This is a genomic window from Flavobacterium sp., assembly GCF_036515215.1.
Classification (GTDB): domain Bacteria; phylum Bacteroidota; class Bacteroidia; order Flavobacteriales; family Flavobacteriaceae; genus Flavobacterium.
In genome coordinates this window covers 1-6,587 of sequence record NZ_DATBVQ010000014.1, presented here as the reverse complement: position 1 = coordinate 6,587, position 6,587 = coordinate 1, and the positions used below count along the sequence as shown (strand labels likewise).

Below are 6,587 nucleotides of genomic sequence, written 5' to 3'. Positions count from 1 at the left end.
GTATATAATGTGTTTACTGTCTGGAGACCAAATGTAATCTTCGTCACCACCGAAAGGTTTTTGTGGACTGTCAAAAGCCGCTCCTCCAAGAATATCCACCCCAACAGCTCCTTCTACATTTTCTTTGTAAAAAACGTGATTGAATTTGCCTTCATTCCAGCTGTCCCAATGACGATAGTCTAAACCATCATAGATTTGGACTTCTGATTTTTGCAGTTTAGGATAAAAATCTTTTCCAAGAACATTGTTAACCTTGGCCTCTTCATTATAGACAATGTACTTTCCGTCTGGAGAAATGTTTTTGTCTTTTACCAAATCTTTATAGGCTTCAACCTGCGTCGGAGTTCCGCCGCTAACTGGCATGAAGTAGTATTTGGAATCGGATTTGTTCTCTTCAATTGAAGGAATCGTAACTTTGTAGACGATACTTTTAGTGTCTTTGGAGATGCCCAGTGGCGTTACTCTACCCAATTTCCAAAGTGTTTCGGGAGACATTACATTTTGACCTATAGCGCTTAAACTCATCATTGTTAAGGTTGTAAGAAGTATTTTTTTCATTTTTAATAAAATTGTTTTTCGAATCATAAAAATAGAGAAATATAATCAGTTGGTTGGTGTTTTTAGATTGTTTTAAGTGCTGTGCGGATTTTTGTCCTTTGATTCTTTTTTGATTTTAATTCGGCTAATTTATTTGTAGTCGATAGCGGGACAAGCTCCAAAAAAAATATTATTTTTATAAAAAATTAAAGCATGCAACTTAGTTATTGGGAATTAAAGAATTGGTTTACAAATGTGGATTATACTGTTGTAGGGAGCGGAATAGTTGGCTTACACGCTGCTTTGCGCTTGCGCGAAAAATTCCCTGACAGTAAAATATTGGTTTTAGAAAAAGGAATGTTGCCCCATGGAGCCAGCACTAAGAATGCAGGTTTTGCGTGCTTCGGAAGTATTTCTGAAATAATTGATGACCTAAAATCACATTCGGAAGAAGAGGTTTTTAGTCTCGTTCAGAAACGTTGGCAAGGACTGCAATTATTGCGAAAACGACTCGGAGATGATAGAATCGACTTTAAACCATATGGTGGTTATGAGTTGTTTTTAAACGAAGATGACAGTTGCTATAATGAATGTGTAAGCAAATTACCATTCATAAATGAAATACTGAAACCTCTTTTTAGGACGGATGTATTTGCAAAAGAAATTGATCGTTTTGGTTTTAATGGGGTCAGGGAGCATCTGGTTTTTAATCCGTTCGAAGCGCAAATCGATACGGGGAATATGATGCAGGCTCTTTTGAAACAAGCCGTTTCTGAGAACATATTGATTCTCAATCAGCAGACGGTGACTTCTTTTGTTGATAAGGGGAATGAGGTGGAAATTGCGTTGGATGATTTTAGTTTCATGACCAAAAAAGTCTTGTTTGCCACAAATGGTTTTGCAAACGAATTGACCGATGGAGCGGTCAAACCTGCACGAGCACAGGTTTTGGTTACGGAGCCAATTAAAGATCTGGACATCAGGGGAACTTTCCATTTGGATCGGGGCTATTATTATTTCAGAAATATCGGCGACAGAATATTATTAGGCGGCGGAAGGAATTTGGATTTTGATGCGGAAACCACCACAGAGTTCGCTCAGACAGAAATCGTGCAGAATAAATTGGAACAGTTATTAAAAGAAGTAATTTTGCCCAATCAGGATTTCAAAATTGCTCACCGTTGGAGCGGAATAATGGGAATAGGGAACAGCAAGAACCCTATTGTTTCCCAATTGTCCGAAAACGTATATTGCGGAGTGAGATTGGGAGGAATGGGAGTGGCGATAGGAAGTTTAATAGGAACAGAATTAGCAGATTTAATATAATGGCGACAAAAATTACGAAAAAGAAACCCGCAGCAAGATCATCAAAAAAACCAGTAAAAAAGGAATCAAACAGTTTTATGGGTAAATTAAGTCGTTTCCTGTTTAAGGTTTTTTTATGGTTTTTAGGGATATCCATTTTTTTCGTGCTGCTTTATAAATTTGTGCCCGTGCCGTTTACGCCATTGATGGCGATTCGGGCGATCGAAAATAAGGCAGCGGGCAAAGAGATGGTATGCAGTCATGACTGGGAGCCTATCGAAAACATATCGGTTAATTTGCAAAAAGCAGTAATCGCAAGTGAAGACGGAAGTTTCCTTAAGCACAACGGTTTCGATTTTACGGCGATGCAAAAGGCATACAAAAACAACGAGCGCGGACGAAGAATAAAGGGAGGTAGCACCATCTCGCAACAAACGGCAAAAAACGTATTTCTTTGGCAAGGACGCAGCTACCTAAGGAAAGGATTGGAAGCCTATTTTACGGTACTAATAGAATTTATTTGGGGAAAGGAACGCATTATGGAAGTGTATTTAAACAGCATCGAAATGGGTGATGGTGTTTATGGCGCACAGGCTGCAGCCCAACATTGGTACAGAAAAGATGCCGCCAATCTTACGCCACAACAAGCGGCTGGTATCGCTGCAATTTTGCCAAACCCAAGAAAATTTACTGCTACAAGTTCATCTTCGTATATCAATAATCGGAAGTCAAAAATTATGCGCGTGATGCGTACCGTTGGAAAAATTGATTACAAAAAAAGGGATTAATTTCGGGGATTTTTTATCACGGCAATATTCAAAAAACAAAAACCGTAAAGACTTTTTTAAAAGTATTTACGGTTTTGTTCTGTGGAGAATACCGGATTCGAACCGGTCACCTCTTGCCTGCCAGGCAAGCACTCTAGCCAAATGAGCTAATCCCCCAGAAGTGCCGCAAATATAGTGTAAAAAAAACATATTTTGAAAAACAACTTTCAAATTTTTCAAAAATGTGTCGTTTCCTATTAATATTTTTAACTTTACATAAAAATAATTTAAATGGCAGCACAAGACCTGAACGGCTCACTCACTACAACAATAAAAAATAAAATTGCTACGGTTGAATTCGGACATCCCGCGAGCAATTCATTTCCGCGGCAATTATTGGATTCATTGACCTCCGAACTCAACATTTTGAGCGGTCATCAAGAAGTTTCAGTAATCGTGTTGCGAAGTGTAGGGACAGGCGCTTTTTGTGCGGGCGCTTCTTTTGACGAGCTTTTGGCCGTGTCCAGCCAAGAGGAGGGGACAACATTTTTCTCTGGTTTTGCTAATTTAATTAATGCCATGCGCAGCTGTTCTAAAATAATTGTTGGCCGCATCCACGGGAAAGCAGTGGGTGGAGGGGTCGGTATTGCGGCTGCTTGTGATTACGCTTTTGCCACAGTAAATAGTTCGATAAAACTTTCAGAATTAGCCATAGGGATTGGCCCGTTTGTGATTGAGCCTGCTGTGAGTCGTAAAATCGGGAAAAGCGCCATGTCCGAAATGACTTTGGCTGCCCATGAATGGAAAAACACTGATTGGGCCCAGCAAAAGGGACTATATGCCAAAGTGCTGCAAGACCAAGTGGAACTGGACATTGATTTGGCCCATTTCACCAGCAAACTCGCATCCTATAATCCAGAAGCCTTAGAAGAAATGAAAAGAGTGATGTGGGAAGGAACGGATCACTGGGACAGCCTTTTGCTGGAAAGAGCGGCCGTATCGGGACAATTGGTGCTGTCTGACTTCAGCAAAAATGCGTTGGCTCAATTCAAAAAATAATTCGCAAGCTTGCGTTCAATTTTATTTAGTAGCTATTCCCGCTATCCGCTATATTCCCGATATAGAAAAACTATGGCTAAAAAGCCTTGTTTTTCTTATCGGGAGATGCTGCTGCTATCGGGGCTAAAAATCAGAGTCAGCAGGAAACAAGTTATTTCCAATTCATTTCTCATGCCAATTTACTAAATTTGCAGACAAAATTATATCTCGATGAGCAATATCAGAATTACAAAAAAATTTAGTTTCGAAACCGGTCACGCCTTATATGGCTATGACGGGAAATGTAAGAATGTTCATGGGCACAGTTATAAATTGTCGGTGACCGTTATAGGGAGCCCTATCGAGAACCGAAATGATGTTAAATTTGGAATGGTTATCGATTTTACGGACTTGAAAAAAATCGTAAAGGAAGAAATCGTCGATCAGTTTGATCATGCGACTGTTTTTAACGAAACCACGCCGCACGTTGAATTGGCGAACGAATTGATAAATCGCGGTCACCATGTGATTCTGGTAGATTACCAACCCACAAGCGAGAATATGGTTGTCGATTTTTCAAAAAGAATTATCGGAAGGTTGCCTGAAGGGATTACACTTTTTTCGCTAAAACTGCAAGAAACAGATTCCTCTTTTGCCGAATGGTTCGCCAGCGACAATTTGTAAATTCAAAACCCATACTTTAGCTTCATGCAATTATCCAAAAACAAAAAAATATATTTCGCTTCCGATCAGCATTTTGGCGCGCCAACGGCTGAACAGAGTCTTCCGAGAGAGAAAAAATTCGTCGCTTGGCTTGACGAAGTAAAGGAAGATGCCGAAGCTATTTTTCTATTGGGTGATCTGTTCGATTTCTGGTTCGAATACAAATCAGTAGTCCCAAAGGGATTTGTCAGAGTTTTAGGCAAACTCGCCGAAATACGCGACAGCGGAATTCCCATTTATTTTTTCGTGGGGAACCACGATTTATGGATGGAAGACTATTTCGAGAAAGAGTTGAACATTCCCGTGTTTCACGATAACCAAGAATATACTTTTGGAGATAAAACGTTCCTGATTGGCCACGGCGACGGAAAAGGACCAGGTGACATGGGGTACAAACGCATGAAAAAAGTATTCACAAATCCATTCTCCAAATGGCTTTTTAGATGGCTTCATCCGGACATTGGAGTAAGGCTGGCACAATACCTTTCGGTAAAAAACAAATTGATTTCGGGAGACGAAGACGTTACCTTTCTAGGAGAGGAAAATGAATGGTTGATTCTGTATTCCAAAAGAAAACTGGAAACCAAACATTACAATTACCTTGTTTTTGGACACCGTCATCTACCTATGAAAGTCACTGTAGGAGAAAACTCCGAGTACGTCAATCTTGGGGACTGGATCAGCTATTTTACTTATGGTGTTTTTGACGGAGAATCCTTTGAAATCAAAAAATACTAGAGTAAAAAAAGGAAGCTTAGTCATTCTCTGATTGAGTTTCTACTGTCTATCTTTATTATATTACTCCTGATTCTCGTGTTCTTCCAGATCTTTAGTCAGGTCCAGTTTTCTGAATGTAGGGGATAATATTCCGGTTGTCAATACTACGAAAAGCGTCATGCTTCCTCCAAAAACCACTGCGGTTACCGTTCCCATCAGTTTGGCCGTAAGCCCGCTTTCAAAAGCCCCCAATTCGTTAGAAGAACCCACGAACATTGAATTTACAGCTGAAACCCTACCGCGCATGTGGTCAGGCGTTTTAAGTTGCAAGATGGTTTGACGTATCACCACGGAAATGCCATCAAATACACCACTTAGGAACAATGCCAGAAGAGAGACCCAAAAAATGGTGGAAAGCCCAAAAACAATAATACAGATTCCAAAAGCAAAAATGGCTGTTAATAATTTCATTCCGGCATTTTTACTCAATGGAACGTAGGCTGTGATTAGCATGGTTAGGAAAGCTCCAATTGCAGGGGCTGCTCTTAAAAAACCAAATCCTTCAGGTCCCACCTTAAGAATATCTTGAGCAAAAATAGGTAATAGCGCCACTGCTCCGCCAAAAAGTACGGCAACCATGTCTAGAGTAATAGCCCCCAAAACAGTTTTGTTATTGAATACAAACTTTATTCCTTCCGTTAAACTTTGCATAACCGGTTCTCCTATTTTTGGATTCATTATCGGCTTTTTTCCAATCTGAGACAAAGCAAGTATTGCAAATACAGAACATATAAATACAGTGCACATAGACCAATGCACACCAATTAAAGTGATAGAAAAACCTGCTGCAGCTGGGCCAATAACTGAGGCTATCTGCCAAACTGAACTACTCCATGTAGACGCATTAGGATAAACTTTTTTCGGAACCAACAATGATAAAAAAGAAAAGATGGTAGGTCCCAAAAAAGCCCTGACTAATCCGCCGAGAAAAACCAAGAAATAAATAGAGTATAAAATTGTTTTTGTAGCGTAATCTTGAACGACCGCTGGCCAGGTTAACAGAAAAAGTCCGAAACTAACTACAGAGAAAGCTAAAATGCATTTCAATAAAAGTCCCTTTTTTTCTTTTTGATCGACTATGTGTCCGGCAAACAACGCCATGGATACAGCAGGAATTACCTCCATCAAGCCAATAAGTCCTAGTGAAAGTGGATCTTTAGTTATACTATATACCTGCCATTCAATAATGATAAACTGCATGGACCAGGCAAAAACCATGGCAAATCGTACCAATAAAAAAGTATTAAATTCTTTGTAACGTAAAGCTGCGTACGGATCTTTCTTTTTCATTTATGGATGCTAATTATCTAATATTTTTTAATCTCAATTGGATGGAAATTTTTCCATTCCATTCATTTTCGTCAATGCAGTACACGGCTTGAAATGTTTTTTGATTCGTGGTCAAATCCATCTTGTCCCCCAGTCCGAATCCTATTGCGG

The 6,587-nt window shown here is 39.6% G+C and carries 7 protein-coding genes, 1 tRNA gene and 1 pseudogene; 5 read left to right on the top strand and 4 right to left on the bottom strand.

Going from position 1 to position 6,587, the window contains the following annotated elements; all coding sequences use genetic code 11:
• Window positions 1-558, bottom strand: a pseudogene (locus VIH09_RS01225) (S9 family peptidase); the annotation flags it as partial.
• Window positions 559-750: 192 nt separating this feature from the next.
• Here VIH09_RS01225 and VIH09_RS01220 point away from each other — a divergent pair.
• Window positions 751-1,863, top strand: a complete 1,113-nt coding sequence (locus VIH09_RS01220) for an FAD-dependent oxidoreductase (protein ID WP_331577047.1) — start codon at window positions 751-753, stop codon at window positions 1,861-1,863.
• The gene (mtgA, locus tag VIH09_RS01215; RefSeq protein ID WP_331577045.1) at window positions 1,863-2,630 is read left to right on the top strand and encodes a monofunctional biosynthetic peptidoglycan transglycosylase; all 768 of its coding nucleotides are present in this window, start codon (window positions 1,863-1,865) and stop codon (window positions 2,628-2,630) included. The genes VIH09_RS01220 and mtgA overlap by 1 nt, the downstream gene beginning before the upstream one ends.
• 82 nt (window positions 2,631-2,712) lie before the next feature.
• Here mtgA and VIH09_RS01210 read toward each other — a convergent pair.
• A tRNA-Ala gene (locus tag VIH09_RS01210) sits at window positions 2,713-2,786 on the bottom strand.
• Window positions 2,787-2,900: 114 nt separating this feature from the next.
• On the opposite strand from VIH09_RS01210, the gene VIH09_RS01205 reads away from it, so the two are divergent.
• The 3 genes from VIH09_RS01205 (at window position 2,901) to VIH09_RS01195 (ending at window position 5,108) form a co-directional block, all read left to right on the top strand.
• Window positions 2,901-3,668: an enoyl-CoA hydratase/isomerase family protein gene (locus VIH09_RS01205; RefSeq protein ID WP_331577043.1), complete on the top strand. Its 768-nt coding sequence runs from the start codon at window positions 2,901-2,903 to the stop codon at window positions 3,666-3,668.
• Window positions 3,669-3,878: 210 nt separating this feature from the next.
• Window positions 3,879-4,331: a 6-carboxytetrahydropterin synthase gene (locus VIH09_RS01200; RefSeq protein ID WP_331577041.1), complete on the top strand. Its 453-nt coding sequence runs from the start codon at window positions 3,879-3,881 to the stop codon at window positions 4,329-4,331.
• 24 nt (window positions 4,332-4,355) lie between these two features.
• Complete coding sequence (locus tag VIH09_RS01195) at window positions 4,356-5,108, top strand: UDP-2,3-diacylglucosamine diphosphatase (RefSeq protein ID WP_331577039.1); 753 nt, start codon at window positions 4,356-4,358, stop codon at window positions 5,106-5,108.
• A 60-nt stretch (window positions 5,109-5,168) separates the two neighbouring features.
• Here the strand turns inward: VIH09_RS01195 and VIH09_RS01190 are convergent, their stop codons facing one another.
• Complete coding sequence (locus VIH09_RS01190; RefSeq protein WP_331577037.1) at window positions 5,169-6,437, bottom strand: MFS transporter; 1,269 nt, start codon at window positions 6,435-6,437, stop codon at window positions 5,169-5,171.
• Between the two features lie 13 nt (window positions 6,438-6,450).
• Window positions 6,451-6,582: a hypothetical protein gene (locus VIH09_RS01185; protein WP_414656133.1), complete on the bottom strand. Its 132-nt coding sequence runs from the start codon at window positions 6,580-6,582 to the stop codon at window positions 6,451-6,453.
• Between the last annotated feature and the right edge of the window lie 5 nt (window positions 6,583-6,587).

Coding starts and splice junctions, on each gene's coding strand:
- VIH09_RS01220 (WP_331577047.1), top strand. CDS start 751: ATGCAACTTAGTTATTGGGAATTAAAGAATTGGTTTACAAATGTGGAT.
- mtgA (WP_331577045.1), top strand. CDS start 1,863: ATGGCGACAAAAATTACGAAAAAGAAACCCGCAGCAAGATCATCAAAA.
- VIH09_RS01205 (WP_331577043.1), top strand. CDS start 2,901: ATGGCAGCACAAGACCTGAACGGCTCACTCACTACAACAATAAAAAAT.
- VIH09_RS01200 (WP_331577041.1), top strand. CDS start 3,879: ATGAGCAATATCAGAATTACAAAAAAATTTAGTTTCGAAACCGGTCAC.
- VIH09_RS01195 (WP_331577039.1), top strand. CDS start 4,356: ATGCAATTATCCAAAAACAAAAAAATATATTTCGCTTCCGATCAGCAT.
- VIH09_RS01190 (WP_331577037.1), bottom strand. CDS start 6,437: ATGAAAAAGAAAGATCCGTACGCAGCTTTACGTTACAAAGAATTTAAT.